General features: G+C 40.9%; 14 protein-coding genes. 10 read left to right on the forward strand and 4 right to left on the reverse strand.

Annotation, left to right across the window (positions count from 1 at the left end; genetic code table 11):
• Positions 1-24: 24 nt before the first annotated feature.
• Together AM629_RS03585 and maeB are read right to left on the reverse strand one after the other, a co-directional pair.
• The gene (locus AM629_RS03585) at positions 25-900 is read right to left on the reverse strand and encodes a ChaN family lipoprotein (RefSeq protein ID WP_054476218.1); all 876 of its coding nucleotides are present in this window, start codon (positions 898-900) and stop codon (positions 25-27) included.
• A gap of 121 nt (positions 901-1,021) precedes the next feature.
• Positions 1,022-3,301 (reverse strand): NADP-dependent oxaloacetate-decarboxylating malate dehydrogenase, encoded by a 2,280-nt coding sequence (gene maeB, locus AM629_RS03590; RefSeq protein WP_054476223.1) that lies wholly within the window; start codon positions 3,299-3,301, stop codon positions 1,022-1,024.
• A gap of 587 nt (positions 3,302-3,888) precedes the next feature.
• Here maeB and AM629_RS03595 point away from each other — a divergent pair.
• From AM629_RS03595 to AM629_RS03615, 5 genes are all read left to right on the forward strand, one after another.
• Positions 3,889-4,524, forward strand: a complete 636-nt coding sequence (locus AM629_RS03595; protein WP_015833959.1) for a response regulator — start codon at positions 3,889-3,891, stop codon at positions 4,522-4,524.
• 196 nt (positions 4,525-4,720) lie between these two features.
• Positions 4,721-5,104 (forward strand): ArsC family reductase, encoded by a 384-nt coding sequence (locus tag AM629_RS03600; RefSeq protein WP_054476225.1) that lies wholly within the window; start codon positions 4,721-4,723, stop codon positions 5,102-5,104.
• A gap of 1 nt (position 5,105) precedes the next feature.
• A complete protein-coding gene (gene dapE / locus AM629_RS03605) occupies positions 5,106-6,233 on the forward strand; it encodes a succinyl-diaminopimelate desuccinylase (RefSeq protein ID WP_054476228.1) in 1,128 nt (375 codons plus the stop codon).
• A complete protein-coding gene (locus AM629_RS03610; protein ID WP_054476231.1) occupies positions 6,230-6,916 on the forward strand; it encodes a M15 family metallopeptidase in 687 nt (228 codons plus the stop codon). Before dapE ends, AM629_RS03610 begins: the two co-directional genes overlap by 4 nt.
• A complete protein-coding gene (locus tag AM629_RS03615; RefSeq protein ID WP_054476233.1) occupies positions 6,904-7,092 on the forward strand; it encodes a YpfN family protein in 189 nt (62 codons plus the stop codon). The genes AM629_RS03610 and AM629_RS03615 overlap by 13 nt, the downstream gene beginning before the upstream one ends.
• Here the strand turns inward: AM629_RS03615 and AM629_RS03620 are convergent.
• Positions 7,043-9,091, reverse strand: a complete 2,049-nt coding sequence (locus AM629_RS03620; protein WP_054476235.1) for a tRNA(Met) cytidine acetyltransferase TmcA — start codon at positions 9,089-9,091, stop codon at positions 7,043-7,045. The two genes, AM629_RS03615 and AM629_RS03620, sit on opposite strands and share 50 nt — an antisense overlap.
• A gap of 5 nt (positions 9,092-9,096) precedes the next feature.
• Positions 9,097-9,549 carry a DUF441 domain-containing protein gene (locus AM629_RS03625; protein WP_054476296.1) on the reverse strand — a complete coding sequence of 151 codons (453 nt, stop codon included), beginning with the start codon at positions 9,547-9,549 and terminating at the stop codon, positions 9,097-9,099.
• A 996-nt stretch (positions 9,550-10,545) separates the two neighbouring features.
• Here AM629_RS03625 and AM629_RS03635 point away from each other — a divergent pair.
• From AM629_RS03635 to AM629_RS03655, 5 genes are all read left to right on the forward strand, one after another.
• Entirely contained in the window at positions 10,546-11,607 is a 1,062-nt protein-coding gene (locus tag AM629_RS03635) for a radical SAM protein (protein WP_054476239.1), read from the forward strand.
• Positions 11,608-11,617: 10 nt separating this feature from the next.
• Complete coding sequence (locus AM629_RS23870; RefSeq protein ID WP_054476242.1) at positions 11,618-11,884, forward strand: hypothetical protein; 267 nt, start codon at positions 11,618-11,620, stop codon at positions 11,882-11,884.
• Positions 11,885-12,752: 868 nt separating this feature from the next.
• On the forward strand, positions 12,753-13,763 hold the full coding sequence (locus tag AM629_RS03645; RefSeq protein WP_054476243.1) for a hypothetical protein: 1,011 nt from the start codon (positions 12,753-12,755) through the stop codon (positions 13,761-13,763).
• Positions 13,760-14,254 carry a hypothetical protein gene (locus AM629_RS03650; RefSeq protein WP_054476244.1) on the forward strand — a complete coding sequence of 165 codons (495 nt, stop codon included), beginning with the start codon at positions 13,760-13,762 and terminating at the stop codon, positions 14,252-14,254. The genes AM629_RS03645 and AM629_RS03650 overlap by 4 nt, the downstream gene beginning before the upstream one ends.
• A gap of 17 nt (positions 14,255-14,271) precedes the next feature.
• A complete protein-coding gene (locus AM629_RS03655; RefSeq protein ID WP_054476245.1) occupies positions 14,272-18,663 on the forward strand; it encodes an AMP-binding protein in 4,392 nt (1,463 codons plus the stop codon).
• Positions 18,664-18,684: the final 21 nt, after the last annotated feature.

An 18,684-nucleotide genomic window follows, 5' to 3' on the forward strand; every position in this document is an offset into this window, starting at 1 on the left:
AAAACAGCTAATTATGTAAAATATCTATAGTTTTTTTACTGGTGTATACCAGATATAATCAGCATGTTGACTATCCAGTACATTTGCTTTCTCAGCGAGAATCAGCACAACAAGATCCTCCCGTGGTGACAAATCTTTAATATGCAGAGGAACACCCATCACTTTCGTTGCATGGTATCCACCCGCAATCAATGTAGCAGGAACAGGTGCTTTAATTAATTGCTCTGCCATTCTGCGATCCCGCATTTGCTGAATCGTTGTCATTGCAGATAACTGTTGCTCTGTTATTTCACCACCATGGGCATCTTTAATCGTCGCTGCAATCTGTGCTTTCACATTTTCAGCAACAGAAATATTTCCCTGTAAAATAGGGGGATTGCTGTAAGCAGCCTTAATTTCACTGCGAGCCAAATTTGCAGCCAAGAGCGGATAAGGCTGATACATAAGCTCCAAGACCAGCTCACCATACAATTCCCACGGCCATCCCGCATTCCACGCCAGCAAATCTTTTATACGGCTTTCACGCACAGTAGGCTTAGTTTGCAACCAGTTTTTGACTTTGTTCACTTTTTCCTGCTGGTCAGGAGTAATCATTTCCAACAGTACCGAACCATGTTCTCTCTTGAGAAGAAGTTGCTGAACCAGCCAAAGCTCAATTTGATGATGATATGGATTATCATGTTTTTCACCCACAACTATTCGCTGATGTGAGGCCAATCGATTGATCAATTCATCAGGAGTAAGCGCGTTGCCGGTTTTAAGATCGATAACAACCCCTTGCTGGGTCAATTCCGGCGAAAGTATTTGCAGAGTTGGCTTTTGTTGTACAGATATGCATCCAGATAAGAGCAGTAAGCCACAGGTAATCAGAAAGGATTTTACAGCTGTGAATAATTTCATAATGTTCGTTATCCATATAATATTTTGCGCATCATATAGATAATAAGAATTATTTACAATAAACAGCCCGGCTCCCTACAGGAAACCGCGGCTGTTTTAATCTGCTTATTAAGATCTATCTTTACAATGGATGAGTTTGCGCTTCAACTGCTGCTAAAGCGACCATATTGACGATACGACGTACAGAAGCAATTGGCGTCAAAATGTGTACCGGTTTTGAAACTCCCATAAGAACCGGACCAACGGTAACTCCCTCCGAGCTGGTGACACGTAGCAAATTATAACTGATACGGGCGGCTTCCATATTCGGCATAATTAACAGATTCGCCGCACCTTTCAATGGACTATCTGGCATAACGTCACGACGAATACTTTCAACCAACGCGGCATCACCGTGCATTTCACCATCAATTTCAAGTGAAGGTGACATCTTATTGACCAATGCCAATGTCTGACGCATTTTCTGCGCGGAAAGACAATCTGTAGAACCAAAGCTTGAATGAGAAAGCAACGCAACTTTTGGTTCGATACCAAAACGTCGAATGGTCTCTGCGGCCATGAGAGTAATCTCGGCCAGTTGTTCAGGCGTTGGATTATTATTGACATAGGTATCTGCAATAAAAGTATTACCACTTGGCAACATCAATGCGTTCATTGCACCCGCAGTATGGACCCCCTCTCGGAAGCCAAATACATCTCTCATCACATCATAGTGTTCACTGTAACTGCCAACGGTACCACAAATCAGACCATCAGCCTCACCACGTAACACCATAATCGCCCCAATCAGGGTTGGATTACCAATAACGGCTCGGCGTGCTTGTTCAGGAGAAATACCACGACGTTTCATAATGTTATGATATTCTTGCCAATACTCTTTAAAGCGTGGATCATTCTCATTATTGACGACTTCAAAATCTTTACCCGCTTCGATATGCAGCCCTAATTTCTGGATACGCTTTTCGATAACACTTGGACGGCCAATCAAGATAGGATAAGCCAACCCAAGAGAAATCAGCTCCTGAGTCGCATGCAGCACCCGAACTTCTTCCCCTTCGGCCAGAACAATGCGCTTTTTCACTTTCTTTGCCTGAGAGAAAATAGGCTTCATAAACAAGTTCGTTTTGTAGACAAACTCATTCAGTTTTTCTATGTATGCACTAAAATCTTTAATCGGACGCGTTGCTACACCGGAATCCATAGCCGCTTTAGCCACTGCCGGGGCAATTTTAACAATCAGACGCGGATCAAATGGTTTGGGAATAATATACTCCGGGCCAAAAAACAGATCCTGATCATTATATGCAGAAGCGACTTCTTCACTCTGTTCTGCCAGTGCCAAATCAGCAATAGCGTGGACGCAGGCAAGTTTCATCTCTTCGTTGATAGTTGTTGCCCCAACATCTAACGCACCACGGAAAATAAATGGGAAACAAAGAACGTTATTAACCTGGTTCGGATAATCCGAACGACCAGTACAAATAATAGCATCAGGGCGAACTTGTTTAGCCAATGGTGGCAAAATTTCTGGCTCAGGGTTTGCCAGCGCCATGATGAGAGGATCTTTTGCCATGGTTTTCACCATATCCTGAGTCAGCACGCCAGGACCAGAACATCCCAGAAAAATATCTGCACCAGGGATAACATCACCTAATGTACGACTGCCATTATCTTCAATAGCATAGGCGGCTTTAGTTCCTTCCATATTTTCATCGCGACCACGATAAATAACCCCTTTAGAGTCACATACCACGATGTTTTCGCGTTTCAGCCCAAGCGCAACCAGTAAATTCATACAAGCAATCGATGCAGCACCGGCACCAGAAACAACCAGACGAACGGCTGAAATCTCTTTTTTCATAATCCGTAAACCATTTAGAACGGCAGCAGTACAAATAATTGCCGTGCCATGCTGATCATCATGGAATACTGGAATATTCATTTTTTCCCGGAGTTTTTGTTCAATATAAAAACATTCCGGTGCTTTGATATCTTCGAGATTAATTCCCCCAAAAGTCGGCTCCAATGCCGCAATGATGTCAATCAATTTATCAGGATCAGACTCATCTACTTCGATATCGAATACATCAATCCCTGAGAACTTTTTAAACAGTACACCTTTTCCTTCCATCACTGGCTTACCTGCCAGTGCACCAATATTCCCTAACCCTAAGACTGCACTACCGTTAGAAATCACCGCAACAAGATTGCCGCGCGCCGTATATTTGTAAGCCGCTAATGGATCTTCTGCAATTTCCAGACAAGGCGCAGCAACACCTGGTGAATAAGCTAAGGCCAAATCGCGCTGAGTTGTCAGAGGCTTGGTTGGAGTAACCATGATTTTTCCTGGTTGTGGAAACTGGTGAAAATCCAATGCACTCTGCTTTAATTTTTCGTCCATCGTCGGGTCCTTTATATACATTATCTGGAGTAAGCACAGAACCAGTATAATGGGTATGGTGTGTTAAATCATAACTTTGACAGTATTTTACCCATAAACCAGCACTTTTCTGCTCAAAAAAAACACTGGTAAATTTATCCATCAATGTCATATGCTAGGTATGGAGAATATAAACACGGAAATATTACTGACTATATAATATCATTATAATTATAATAACTTTGATAATTATAAACAATAAAAACTCTCAATATAAATTCAATTAAAATAAATTTTATAAAAGAAAACAAATTTAATAACTGGATTTATAACAAATTGATTTACAATATTATTTTTTATAGAAAAGTTATACGTTTTTTGTGAAAATTACTCATCTTCTTCTTTTACTTATCAAACTAATTTGCGCTATTTATTTTTTTATATCAGGATGTGTTTTCTGGACTTACAGAGATATCAACTTTGTAATTCAATCGGTTTTTGTGAAATTTTTTTATAGCAATTTAATTTAGGGCAGACTCATTCATTACTGCCTATTAATCGAATTAAAAGTCTGAATTTCGTGGCTTTACCTATAAGGGAGAAGGACAATGTATAACCATTCAGTGATGATAGTTGATGACCACCCTCTCATTCGCCATGGCCTGAAACAGATTGTAGAGCTCGACCGTGCACTTACCGTCACTGCGGAAGCTGACAACGGTGAAGAAGCAATAAACATTGCGTGCAAGCTCAAACCTGATGTCATTATGATAGACCTTAATATGAATGGTCTTTCAGGCGTGGACACAATTAAATCTATTCGTAGGAAAGGGATCAACTCTTATGTGCTGGTATTATCCGTTTCAGATGACCGAAACGATGTTTATGCAGCCATTGACGCTGGCGCCAATGGCTATTTACTTAAAGACAGCGATTTAGATTCGCTGTTAAGCAGTATTCGTCATGCAGCTCGTGGACAAACTGTATTTAGTGAAAAAATATATCAACATTTGGCTAACCGCCATAAACACGTTGATCCTTTATCTGAATTGACCAAGCGTGAGTTAGATGTATTAAAAGAAGTTTCCAGTGGCATGACCAATAAGGAAGTTGCTGATGTACTCTTTATTTCTGAAGAAACAGTAAAAGTACATATCAGAAACTTGTTAAAAAAACTGAACGTACGTTCCCGTTTGGCAGCAACAATTATGTATCTGCAACATAGGAAAAATGGGATAGCTTAATATTTTTATCTGAGCCGTTCTCTTAGGTTTATACCCGGGGACCGGCTCTTGCGGTTATCGTGCAACAAAATAGCCTCCACAAGACAAACTGCTCCCTCCTTTCTCAGATAATAAAAATCAGGATACCGTCTAGATAAAACTGACATTTTCCAGCATTATGTTTAGGTATTTAGACTTTTTAGGGATCTCTTATATTATGTCGGATAAACCTTCTCAATCTATCTTTACTCTCTACGGGATAAAAAACTGCGACACCATAAAAAAAGCCCGTCATTGGCTGGAAGAACAGAAAATCACTTACCTGTTTCATGATTATCGTGTAGATGGATTAAATGAAACACTTTTACAATCGTTTATTGACAAACTTGGCTGGGAATCACTGATTAATACCCGTGGCACAACCTGGCGTAAACTGACTGACCAACAGAGAGCAGCAATCAATAATGCTGATGCAGCAAAAGTGTTAATGTTAGAACAGCCCGCTCTTATCAAGCGTCCATTATTAGTTTCTGCTAAAGGCAACTGTCTGTTAGGTTATAAAGCAGATGAATATCAGCAATTTTTTGCTGAGGGATGCTGAGATGACTTGTCCTGTAATTGAACTTGCTCAACAACTCATCAAGCAGCCATCTGTCAGTCCAGACGATAAAGGTTGTCAGGATATTATGATCGCCCGTCTGCAAGCGATTGGCTTCACCGTCGAACTGATGCCTTTCGGCGATACAAGCAATTTCTGGGCTTATCGTGGTACAGGTTCAACGCTGGCCTTTGCCGGACACACCGATGTTGTTCCTGCAGGTGACGGATCTCAATGGGAACATCCACCTTTTGAGCCGACCATTCGTAATGGCATGCTATACGGCCGGGGTGCAGCAGATATGAAAGGTTCGCTGGCCGCTATGGTTGTCGCCGCCGAACGCTTTGTTACCAGTCACCCTAATCACAATGGTCGCCTGGCTTTTCTTATTACCTCAGACGAAGAAGCAAAAGCCACCGATGGTACAGTTAAAGTAGTTGAAGCATTGATGTCCCGCAATGAACAACTAGATTATTGTCTGATTGGTGAACCCTCTAGCCAATATTGCCTCGGTGATATGGTGAAAAATGGCCGTCGTGGTTCCCTTACAGCTAATTTGACTGTCCATGGCATTCAGGGCCATGTTGCCTATCCACATTTAGCTGATAACCCGATTCACCGGGCTATTCCAGCCTTACAAGAATTAGTCAGTACACATTGGGATGAAGGAAATGAATTTTTCCCAGCGACCAGTATGCAAATTGCCAATATTCATGCCGGAACAGGCAGCCATAACGTGATCCCAGGGAATTTACAGGTTCAATTCAACTTCCGCTTCAGTACAGAGCTAACCGATAGCCAAATCCGTAAACGGGTTGAAACCATCCTAAAAAACCACGACCTGGATTACACCATTGAGTGGATATTACCAGGAGAGCCTTTCCTGACAGCCAAAGGCAAGTTAGTCGATGCAGTCGTACAAGCAATAGACCACTACTGTGGCTATAAGCCTGAATTATCCACCAGCGGCGGTACATCAGACGGGCGATTTATTGCCAAGATGGGTGCTCAGGTTGTCGAATTGGGGCCATTAAACTCAACTATTCATAAAGTTAATGAGTCTGTCAGTGCCGCAGATCTGCAACAACTTAGCCGAATTTACCAGCGTGTTATGGAGCTGCTAATCCAGTGACAACAGCAAATATGTTAACCGGCCTGACTACCGAGCATCTGGTTTCGCTCTCTGGCAACCATCAGTTGCAACCAGAAGCAGCGAAAGCTTTTTTATCCATGCAGCAGGCCGCCGCAAGTGCAGGATTTAATTTGCAACCTGCCAGCACTTTCCGCGATTTCCAGCGCCAACAGACTATCTGGAATGGCAAATTCCGGGGCAAACGCCCTGTATTGGATGAAAATAGCCAACCAATGGATATTACTCCATTAACCGAAGGTGAACTCTGTAAGGCTATTCTTCGCTGGTCTGCCTTGCCCGGTGCCAGCCGTCATCATTGGGGAACAGAGCTGGATATTTATGATCCAACCATGCTGCCGGAAAACCAGAAATTGCAACTGGAACCCTGGGAATATGAAAAAGACGGTTACTTTGAACCATTAACTCACTGGTTAACAGAGAATATGGCCCATTTTGGCTTTTATCGCCCTTTTGTCGGTAACAGTGGTATCGCCTATGAGCCATGGCATATCAGTTATCGGCCATTATCTGAACAATTGGAGAAATTGCTAACTGAACAGATTTTACTGGATGTCTGGCAACATCATGATATCGCAGGGATCGACTGGTTATCTGCTAACCTACCTTATCTATTTGAAAATTACCTCCGTATTCCACAGGAGACAACCCGATGCAATGGTTAGCTGATTACTGGTGGATTATTTTAGTTTTGCTGGTTGGCGTTTTGCTCAATGCCATTAAAGAATTACGCCGTCTGGACGTCAAAAAATTTCTGGATAATAAACCGGAACTCCCCCCTCACCGGGATCTTAATGACAAATGGGATGATGAAGACGATTGGCCTCAGAAAAAACAGTAGCCCACTCTTGCCAGTACATAGCAAGTTTTTTATCAAGGTTTACCAATGCCTGCGTGGTTTCTTGCCGCCAAAGCAATGTTAATGCCTTATACCCGCTTAACTTTAACTCAGTAACACACTGCTCAATACTCATTTCCCACTGGAGATGATTTCTCAGTGCTATCAGCGGCAAATCACAATTCAGTAACAATCGTTGCAAAGCTGGCAATGAAGCAGACAATGGCCGGTGAGCAAATGCAAAACCTGCAAGCTCCTGCCAGTCATTTTGATTAAGACGTTGATCAGCTTGATAATCAACAGGCAAGCGGAACCCAATCTGTGATTCCAGCCAATGTGCATCACGAGCAAACTGTTTTTGTGCCCGAACACAAAGTGCAATCCCTTGTTGGCTCAGTGGAAAAATTGCCATTGCGGTATAACAACCGCTGCTGGCTTCCTGATGGGTACCCATCCGTACCAATTGAAAACCGCACTTTTGCCATAACGCCCAAAGCTCCGCGGTATAACCAAAGCTAACAGAAATAAAATCCATTCCCTGCGCTTCCGCCCTTTCTCGTTGAAACGCAATCATTCCCTGAGCAATACCCTGTCTGCGACTGTTAACCTGCACAGCAACCCGGCTAATTCGCTGAGATTTCAGAACAGCCGCTTGGGATAAACCACTGTGAGCCGCTAATGATTGAGCAACCAAATTTCCTCTTGGACGACGTCTTCCCGCCCATACTTCATGTGCCAGTTCAGACGATAATCCACCTTCTTCAACCATCCACAAAGCACCAATCAAGGCATTATTTCCAAGAGCCGCAACAAATTGCATACCTTTAGCATCCAGTAAACGTCGCAAATCCAAAGGTGACGTTTTGTAGTGAGCGCGGGTTAATATGCCGTAAAACTGTTTCAACAATTCAGGCTGTTTAATCCATTGTTGCTGATGATAGACGTGATAACGAATCGCCTTATCAGAATCGTTGACAGGAATTGCATCCTTAAACAATAAAGCGTTTTCCAACCAGTTTTCCAGTGGATCATTTTCAGCCCAACGTACAGGTGCTGTCAGGCTCAGGATATGACTATCAGGAATCCCAACGCAAAATTTAAGTAAAAATCCGCGCCCTGTACCTTCATATCCCTGCACGGTTGTGGTCAACAATATTCGGGGAAAATAACTGATCAACTCAGCTAACTGAGGCATTGGAATAGCCGCGGCTTCGTCGATAAGCAACCAATCAATATCCGATACGCTATTTTGTCTACAATATTTCAGCAAATTATCTACTGCCCAGAATTGACCCTTTTCTCCTGAATAGCACCTGATAACTTCAGTTGTTGCTTTTGCCGGTGCTGTCAACCAGCAATTTCCTTGCCATTGCTGCATTAACATACCTGCAAGCGTCGATTTCCCTCGCCCTCTTGAAGCCGTAATTACCCATATCCCCTGATTTGCCCGCAAAAGTTGCGCCAAAATGGCATTCTGGCTGGCCGTTGGTTTGCCATCAGGCAACTGCCATTCTCTATATCGCGGAAATTTAGGGATGTAAAAGGGATCATTTTGCCGCCATAACAAAACTTGAGGATCGCTAACAATTTGCCGTTGAATATGCTGAATAAAGTTCGGAGTTGGAATAACACCTGATTGTTCATTCCAGCGAATACTGTCACGGTCTGGTTGATAATCCCATTGATACCAAGATGGAACCATCATTACCAACCAACTTCCTGCTTTCAATGTGCCCACTACTATCGCTAATGCTTCCGCATTAAAACCTTCAGTAGCATCAAATATTCCATGCAGATATTCCTGACCTAGTAAACCCGCCGATTTTTCTGGTAATACAGCCTTCTCTTTACGATAAGAGATCCATAACCAATCACCGGTAAATCGCTGCTGTAACTCATGAGCCTGTTGGTAGCACCAATTATGATCTCCACTCAGCACCAGCAAACGACGTAATCCTTGCTGCTGCATTTCCGCCTGGATTGCACTTAATTCTAGAAACATAACTATTACGATTTACCAATCAGCAATGACAAAATCCCCGCAGCAATCAGCGGCCCAACTGGAACACCTTTAAACATGGCAACACCCAGCACGGTTCCCACTAGCAAACCAGCAACAGTCGATGGTTGATTAGACATCAGGGAAACACCGCGACTACCCAACCATGAGACTAAAACCCCTATCAATATTGCCAATAACGATTTCCAATTCATAAATGAGTTGAGGACCGTTTGTACAGTGATTTTTCCACTGGCAATAGGCGCCATCACTCCCACAGTCAAAATAAGCACACCAATAGTCAGCCCATATTTTTCTACCCACGGGAAGAACTGATTCAACGGCGTTATGCGAATAACCAATAGGAACAGCATGGCAAGGGTGACGGTCATATTGTGGCTGATAATACCCAGTGCCGCCAGCACCAACAATACGAGTAAAGTAGGATCGATATGGCTCATAGACGTTAATGCCCTAATATACCCTTCATCTTTCAAGCTGCTGCTTTGTTGGCTGCTTTCACTTACCCCAGTCACATCGTTATCTATGCTCCTAGGGATGCGTTCTCTTGCCGTCTCAATGCATCTTGAAATCTATTGGGTATAGCTACCTAAACTCGATTAGGCCAGGGCGATTTTTCCTTGTATTACATTACAAAACTAATTTTTCACTTACAATATTAATAAGTATTTCTAAATAATCAACTATTCAATTCCTCACCACCATCAACAACAATTATATTACTTAAGATGCCCGGTAACCGTTTTTTTTCATCATCATCTGTTTTTCACATGAGCGCTGCATATGAGTATCCCTCGAATCAGACGACACGCCATTATAGCTACTTTTCCTGAAAGCAACAGTTGCTGAGAGCAAATAATTTCTACCCTTTCAGGATCGTTAATATCGAGTTTTATATATTCATATAGCATCAATAATTTCAAAATAATCCAGCTACTTGTAGTATAACTAAATAAAACACTAATCCCATTTTCAGCAATAAAAAGTATAATAAAAAATTCAGCCACATTGGGAAGTTATATTATTTCAGCATCACCTTTTTTATTCCTGCGAAAATTAAATTCGCAGTTAATGAGGGAAATTGTGTTCAATATGCCAGTTAAAGACTTGCCAAGCTAATAACCTTTTTCATGATAAACCTTCGCTAATTCGGCTGGTTACAGTGTAAATCCAACACACATAGTCATATTCCTTATAATGATATAAAAATGCATTCGGCGACAGTAGCTCACGAATTATTCCCTCTTACTTTATCCTCCATAATAAATATTTCTGCCCCCTATTTTGTGATCATCCTCTAAATAAGCATATTTTTAACACGTCATACTTAGCCTAAACACTCAAAATACGAATTTAATTAACCAATGCATTGCAAAATGAATTCATACTGCTAATAGTGAATATCGCCTAACCATTAATCTAACCGGGGGTAAATTATGTCATGCTTTCCTACTGGATATTGGGAAAAATATCCGAATACAGCCACGGTAATCACAACATATACTTGCAATGCCGCTTGCAAAGAATGTTGTTTTGAATGTAATCCTTCAGTGAAAGCACGCCTCAGCCTGGATGAAATTAAACAATTTATTGCACATTCAAAAGCTAATTTCCCAGGACTAAAGTTAGTCGTTTTTAGTGGTGGAGAGTGTTTCCTGTTAGGCAAAGATCTCATGGAAGCTATCCGTTTTGCCTCGGAACATGGCTTATTGACCCGTTGCGTGACCAATGGTTATTGGGGAAAAAATCGGGAAAAGGCGCAAAAAATCGCCCAAGATTTAACAGATGCCGGTATCACAGAGATAAACATCAGTACCGGGAAAGATCACAGCGAATGGGTGCCAATCGACAACGTAGTTGCAGCAGCGGAAGCGTTGGCCGGGCAAAACATTACGACACTGATTACAGTGGAACAGGACACCGCAGATTCCGCCATTGCAACACAAATTACCCAAAATCCGATCATTAAACGTCTCAAAGCACAAAACAAGATTAGCTTACAGCGAAACACCTGGATGCCATTCTATGATACCAGTGAAGAACGGAAAAACGTGCCGAACCGAGATGAACAACTGACAAAAGGGTGTGATCAGGTCTTTGAAAATATCGTGCTGACACCACATGGTGAAATTTCCGCCTGCTGTGGTCTGACATTAGAGCATATCCCGGAAATGAAACTTGGTCGGTTACAAGGAGGGGATTTAGCCCAACTTTTCAAAGGGCAAGAAGAAGACTTTATGAAAGTCTGGTTACGGACAGAGGGGCCGTACAAGATTCTAAAAAAATATCGTCCACAAGATAGCAACATTAATCTGGAAAAAATCGTTCATCCCTGCCAAGCCTGTGCCTACCTACATAAGGACGAAGGAACACGCCAGAATTTATTAGATAATTATCATGGGGAAATTATTCCAGTAATCAAAAAATTTAATGCTAAGGAAAGATTGGATCTTCTGATATATCAATCAGCAGCAGAAAACGCCGTTGATTCAATATAAGGAGTGAATAATGAAACGACGTACATTTATTGGCGCAGCCGCCAGAGCAGCCATTGGTAGTGTTATACCTACCGTTAACGCAAAGGCTAACAGTAATCGTCTATTTGGAGTACCACGTTCATTACTTTCTCCGGGAGAGAATTTCCGCCAGCGCAGTCTCCATTCATCTTGCCAGAATCTACAACAACCCAAAAATGGTCGATACGCTGGTCAAAGAAACCACCCAGAGGGAAATTACCGCTTGCCTGTTTGCCGCACAAAAATGTGGTTATATTAACCTTCCAGCGACTCGGGCAGAACGCAAAGAAGTCATTGACCTCTTTACCGAATTGTCTTTAAAAATGATAACAGCATGAACAATATTACAGAATTGAATCCAAACCTTTACCCTATGGATTTCAAGGTGGATCGCGACGGCCAGGGAGCGTATCCCCGGGAGCATAGATAACTATGTCATAGAGAACTCTGTGACCGGGGTGAGAGAGTGCAGCCAACAAAGAGGCAACTTGAAAGATAACGGGTATTAGCATTACTACTAACAAATATCGCCATAATAAGGACTTTTCGACTATAAAATTTTTATTAGATGAAGTGGTAATCAAGGAAAGGAAATAATTTATTATCCTTTATGAATATTTCCACCCCCTATTTTGTGAGCAGGCTCCAAATAAACACACTTTATGCCAAGATATATTTAGCCTAAACACCCAAAATATAAATTTAATCAACTAACCTATTGCAAAATTGAGCTATCCAGCTAATAGTTAGTAGCATCTAACCTTTAATCGAACGGAGGGTGAATTATTCTATGTTTCCTCACCTAGCATGAGAATAATATCCAGATATTGTTACGGTAATCACAATATATACTGACAATGAGTATCGTTGGTAAAAAATTTTAGCTAGATAATTACGTCATGAAATTGTATCAGTGATGAAGAACTTAATAAGAAAAGGTTAAATTTCGTCTTATATATCCAATAGATTTCAAATTGCAGCTCGGCGGCAAGTGAACACATCTCTAGGAGCATAGATAACGATGTAGCTGGGGTAAGTGAAAGCAGCCAACAAAGCAACAACTTGAAAGATGAAGGGTATAACACTCAGTAAAAAAAGAATTCCGTTAACTTATAAAGGAACGAATGATGAAAAGACGTACATTTATTGGCGTAGCCGCCGGAGCAGCCATTGGCAGTGTCATACCTACCGTTAACGCCAGTACTGACAGCACTCGTCTCTTTGGCGTGCCACGTTCATTACTTTCCCCAGGAGAAGTCGAGGAAAACAAGCTGAGATTGTCAATGTCAAACGCAAAACTCCCGGTAGAAGTTTGGGAAGAGATCATCACCTATAACCGATTTTGGGAAACCATAAAACAACAACCTACTTTGGCATTAGAATATAGAGAATCACCCGAAAAAGTATTGGATGAATTCGGTATAGACAAAGATATTGTTAGCCCCGGCTCCGCTGAGGAATTACTGTTGTTTATCACTTATGATAAAGATTTAATGAATTCAGTAAAAACCAACGATTATGAAACGCTCTTTTCCCGACTAAAAACCTATGGTTTAAATGAAAAAGGCTCAAGCCTGAGAAGCCGAATCAATTATCACCTCAATCAAGACGCCAGTCTTGTTGCACATTTTAAAGAGCATATCGAATCCTATCAGCTGCAAGATACAGACAGTCCTCCTCTTATCCGGTTAAAGGAAATTCTGGAACCCTTAAACAGCGAAGACGATACCCGCATTGAGATTGCCCGCCTGGTCGTCGGAGCAAATGTGGTTGCTGCGGTTAACGTGGCTGTCGGCACCAGAGTCGTCGCGGCGGTAAATGCAGCAGCAGCGGTTAACGTAGCAGCCTATTTAAGTCTGGCAGTACAAACAGCCGTTACTGTCTGTATGGCAAATTATCTACCTAAAATTGACCATAGCGACCTCTCAACTGGCACAGCTTCTCTTCATCTTGCCAGACTCTATAACAATCAAGAAATGGTTGACACTCTGGTGAAAGAAGCTATCCGGCGGGAAATCACAGCTTGCCTGTTTGCAGCACAAAAGTGTGGTTATATTAATCTGCCGGAAACTCGCGAAGGGCGTAAAGAAGTGGTTCATCTTTTTACCGAATTATCTTTAGGAATGGCAGTAGCATGAATAATATCGTGGGATTAAATCCAGACTTCAAAGTCATATTAATGAACGTCGCCATGTTCGTCCTTATTGCTCTGGTTTTTCTGCCAGTACCATACTGGCTCAATAGCAGTAATCCCAATAAATTGGTGGCAGGCATTACAACCACTCTCTTTGTCATCATCACCCTATTTGTGGGCTATCAACTGTTATCAAATAAGGCAGTAGTCAAGGAAGGGAAATTATTGATGAAGTCAGGAGTATATTCACACGAATGGACTATTTCCTCATTGCGCCGGGAAGAAGGAACTTCCCTGGACGACTTTCATCGCAGTAATGGTATACATATTATCCATTATTCATCTGGATACTATCAAAAGAAACGAAACAAATATTTTATTCTGCGTACCAGCAAACGTCCCCTGATATGTTTTAGTGCAGAAGGCAATATTGGGTTATGCATGGATGAATCTATTTTCGAAAAAATAAAGAGCGAGTTGCAAAATAAAATATAGAGTGGAGTAGCAGGATAATGGAATATAGTGAAAATTATTGGCCATTGAACTATACACAGCTCCGTTTAGCCATTGCTAATACTGTAGCTGACGATAAATCTGTCTTCAATGTCGGCGAATTCATCAGTTTCAATGACTGTATTAGTCTGGAAAGACTAGAACAGGCCATTATGACTATTCACAGTTTTAATGATGGTTTTTCTTTACGTTATCGTCTTTCTGAACAAAACATTTTTCAAGATCGAGGATCTGCACCGATTGAAATCATACGGATAGAACGGTCAGATTCAATGATAGAACAAGCAGCTAAAACTGATTTTAAAAAGAGATCAACTGAACCACTGGACATCGAAAATGGCGTTACAATCAGACATTATCTTTATTTTAATGATATTGGATGCTATTTTTGGGGAATCGTTGCTCATCATATTGCTACAGATTATTGGGGAATTGGACAATTAATTCATGATGTTCTATCCTGCTATGAAGAAACCCTATCCCCCCCAATATTAGAATCTGTTTTTACCTATCACGCTTACCTTAATGATGTTAAATATAAGGCAAGCATATATTATACCAACGACAAAAACTATTGGGATAATTATCTTAACCAACTTCCCATATTAGAAGATTATGCACGTAAACGTTTATTTCCTTCCAAAGCGATTAAAGTTAGCCGACCACTCACCACCAATAACGGTAGTTTCACTTTTAATGATAAGTTGATGATGATATTGGCTTTATGCTTACAAATGACCAAACAGGGCCACTCATCAACAAGTATTATCAATTTACCTTTCTCCAATAGACGAGGCAAAGGAGAATACCGTTATTATCGCCCGGCTATGAACACTTTGCCTCTTATGGTTTCTTTATCTCCAGGGGCAACGATAAAACAAATCCTTATAGAAATGCAATCTCAGATCAGCCTGCATAGCAAACATAGTCGTATTGATATAAATGATTTAAACGATGGTGCGATAAGTCGAGCGGATCAATTAACTTCTGCGCCCTATGTTAACCTGTTACATGAGCTTGAACATGGTTTCATGAAAAATAACCGCGCTACTCGCGGCTGTATGATTTCCGGAGCAGTAAATAATTATGGCATTAATATCCGATTCTCCTCTGATGGAAAACCGGCATTAGTTGAATTGGATGCAGGGAGCCGCCTGTATAGTGTTTCTACCGCACATGCTTTGATTGATGAATATTTACATATCTATAACACTATGACGATAAATATCAATGAAACTATCGAAACATATTGGAAAAAATATAAATCGATAGAAACAGATGACAATATTACATCAGGCATATGGGCTATAGAAAATATTATCATTAATCACCCTATCAAAGAGAACATTATTTCCAAAATAGCGAAAATAGCCGAGACATCTCCAGATAAGAAAGCAGTAATTTGTGGAAGTCAGCCCATAATAAACGCTGCACATTACCTTAATTACCGTGAGCTTTACTGTAAGCTATTAAATCTCAGCCAACTGCTATTATCTTATCCGATGCAAAACCAAAGGGTAGCAGTATTATTACCAAGGGGAATGGAATCCTTATTATCCATATTAGCAATCCATGCTGCTGGGTTATGCTTTGTTCCAATCAACATGACATTCGGACGAGAAGAAATCAGTAGTATATTACGTGGGCTAGATATCTCTTTCTTGATAACTGCACAGAATTACCATGATAAAGTGAATGGCATTAATCATGCTCATATTTTCTTTATTGAGGATATAGATATTCTCCCCGCTAGAATATCTCTGGGACATAACATAAAACGCCCTGCGACCAAAGAAGACGAAGCCTACATCTTTTTTACATCAGGAACCACTGGCGTACCAAAAGCGGTACCGATAACTTTCAAGGGACTTTATGCTTATTTGGCCGCAATGACAGATAAGTATGGCATTAAACAGGATGATGTTATTCTTAATTTCAGCACGCCGGTTTTCGATGCTTATATTGAAGAAGTGTTCGGATGTTTTTATCAGGGAGCTACTCTGACAATTGCTAGCGATCAAATGATCGCTGAGCTTGATACACTGTTTTCATTTTGTCATGCTCAATCGGTCACTATAATTAATTTCCCTACGAATTACTGGCATCAAATTGTCTTTTTCCTACACGCAGCCATTAAAGAATTGTCGCCTTCAATCAGAATGGCAATTATCGGTGGTGATTTAGCAATGGATAAAGCTATCCACCATTGGTTAGAAAAAGTAGGCTGTGGAATATCTCTAATTAACTCTTATGGCCCAACAGAATGTTGTGTTGTGGCTAGCTGCCATAAAATAGATGATGAATTTCACCCCGGAAATATCATTGGTAAAGCATTGGCAAATACCTCTATCGTCATTCGGGAATATGGAACTGATAAAATCATCAACGGTAGCAGTGGAGAAATATGCATCCGTGGCGATTCTATATGTACTGGATATATTAACGATGACGAATCAACTTCATGTAAATTCTTACAGTTGAACGATGGAAAAATCTATTATTTAACCGGGGATCGTGGGTTTTACGATGTCCTGGGAAATTTAAATTTCGTGGGTCGATTGGATAAAGAGCGAAAAATTGATGGAAAACGTGTCGATCTGGAAGAAATGCATAAATTACTTGCAGCCGCTTTTGATATTGATGAAATTTATTTAACGCTAAAAGAAAGTGAAACTGGGTACCAGTATATTAATATATTTATACCTCATGATGTATACCCGATAGATCGCCACGAAATAGTCTCCTTCCTGCGCGGATGTTATCCAAAATTGCAGGTACCTTTTATTGTCGAATTAAGCTCATCCGATCAATCTGTTCCAGAGACATATTTAAGTAAAAGAAATAATATGTCACAAATTGAAGGAGAAAAACGCGAAATATTTTTTACATTATGGCGAGAAGTCTTTGGCGACAGCGACAAAATAGTTAATGAGGATACCGATTTCTTTGACGCAGGCGGTACCTCACTTAAAGCATTGTTGCTAATTAATAAGATCCAACAACATTTTGATTGTACTATCCGGCTGGAAGATTTCTATCAGTCCCCCAGATTAGGTTATTTATTGCAATCCGTCATTCAACAGGGACAAATGCCGGTTTTAACCAATAAAAATAACACTTGCCTGACAGAACAGCACGACCAATATTATTGGATAATTGACACTATTTCTAACCGTTCAGGGGCACACAATATCCCGTTATATTATCATCTTGTCGGTAATATCGATTTAAAGAAATTACATTGCGCTTTGCTGTATACCATGCAATGTTTCCCTGCCCTCTGCCAGAAAGTAACAATGGCAGAAGGGCAACTCTCTTTATCCTTTTTACCTATTACCGAAGAAGATTTACCCTTCGAATATATCGACCTGACTCATACTACAGGTATCAATATTGAGATTGCATTACGCAAGATATTAAATGATCTGGCCTTCAAACCAATGTCATTACAGGAAAATCCACCGGTATGTTTTAAGTTGCTGAAAGTGGCGGAGAATGAATATTACCTTTTGTTAAATTTCCACCATGCATTTTGTGATGGAATGTCAATTGCTCATGTGTTGCAAAAATTATCTTCAATTTATGCCGATAATATACCGAATATAGAAGCCGTTACGGAAACAAAAGTTGCGGTAATTAATCCACATATGTCAGATGAAACATTAAATTTTTGGACCGAAAAACTGTTCAACGTGCTTTCTATCACCGGACAACATCATTCTGTACCAGAGGCTAATCTTCGGGTTCGTGGTCGACGTTACTCGATGACATTGTCCCCTCAATTAATTGCGACATTGTCTTCTGTACAGAAAAAACATGCAGTGACTCTGGAACATATCGTGATTGGGGCATTTTTAATGACCATCAAATCATTACTCAATAAAGACGAGCTAATAATGGGCATCCCTTGCGCCAACCGTGTTCCTCCTGTGCCATTTGATAGCGTCGGAAGCTTTGCAACAACCTTGCTATTGCCCTATGCTACCACTGAAACTTCGCTAATTAACGTATCCAAGTATGTCCGTGATTTCCTGATAGACGCGAATGCACATTCCAATATTTCGCTGGCGTACTTGAAACAACATCTTTACCACTACCACGGTATGCAGCTACCAGAAATCGCTTATTATTTCTCTTCTCAAATCGGATTCTCCACCAGTTTGTATCTTGGTGAAACCCGTTGCACAAAGGAAAAAGTCAAGGGGCTTAAACCTAAAGGGGATATCGCGCTCGAGTTGGTAAACACCCCAACCGGATTGGGTCTGGAATGGCTCTACGACGATGATATTTTCTCTGAAAATATTATTAGCGACATGGGACTATTTTTGATTGATTTATTGGATTGCATGGGTACTCAGCATTACCTGACACCTGGCGACATGAAACTATAGCAAATACTAAGACGGATACTG

It is taken from the genome of Photorhabdus heterorhabditis (assembly GCF_001280945.1).
GTDB lineage: Bacteria > Pseudomonadota > Gammaproteobacteria > Enterobacterales > Enterobacteriaceae > Photorhabdus > Photorhabdus heterorhabditis.